The organism is Streptomyces endophyticus, from assembly GCF_035798155.1.
Lineage (GTDB): Bacteria > Actinomycetota > Actinomycetes > Streptomycetales > Streptomycetaceae > Streptomyces > Streptomyces endophyticus.
The window spans coordinates 1-415 of record NZ_JAOZYC010000096.1 but is presented as its reverse complement, the minus strand read 5'-3'; the positions used below and the strand labels follow the sequence as shown (position 1 = coordinate 415).

The following is a 415-nucleotide window of genomic DNA, read 5'->3' as shown; positions in this document are numbered from 1 at the left end:
CAGTGGCAGTACCCGCAAGTGCAGGATCCAGCAGTGCAGTTGAGTGAGCAGCACCTCGGTGAAGGCGTCGGCTGCGGGCGCGCGCACCGGGAAGTTCGGCAGTGGGGTTCCAAGCCAGAGCAGACGCAGGACGGGCGACGGGGCTGGCTGTCGAAGAGTGGCGCTACCGCAGGCCACCGAGCAGTACCCGCAGTAGGTAAGTGATTGATCCCAGAGGGAAGAAACGGAGGAGCCGAGCGCCATCAGGATCGCCCGGGTGGAGTGTTGAGCCCGGGTACCGCAGGACATCGACAGTGAGGTGGTCTCCGGTCAAGCAACCGCGATCCCCGCATCCCCGGCATCTTCCAGGTCGGGTCGGCGGACACAGAAGGCCGGTGCAGTGTCAGGGCCGGCAGATGGTGTAGCAGTTCCTTCG

General features: G+C 65.3%; 1 pseudogene. It reads right to left on the bottom strand.

The window, feature by feature from the left end:
• Positions 1 to 243, bottom strand: a pseudogene (locus OKJ99_RS13765) (hypothetical protein); the annotation flags it as partial.
• Between the last annotated feature and the right edge of the window lie 172 nt (positions 244 to 415).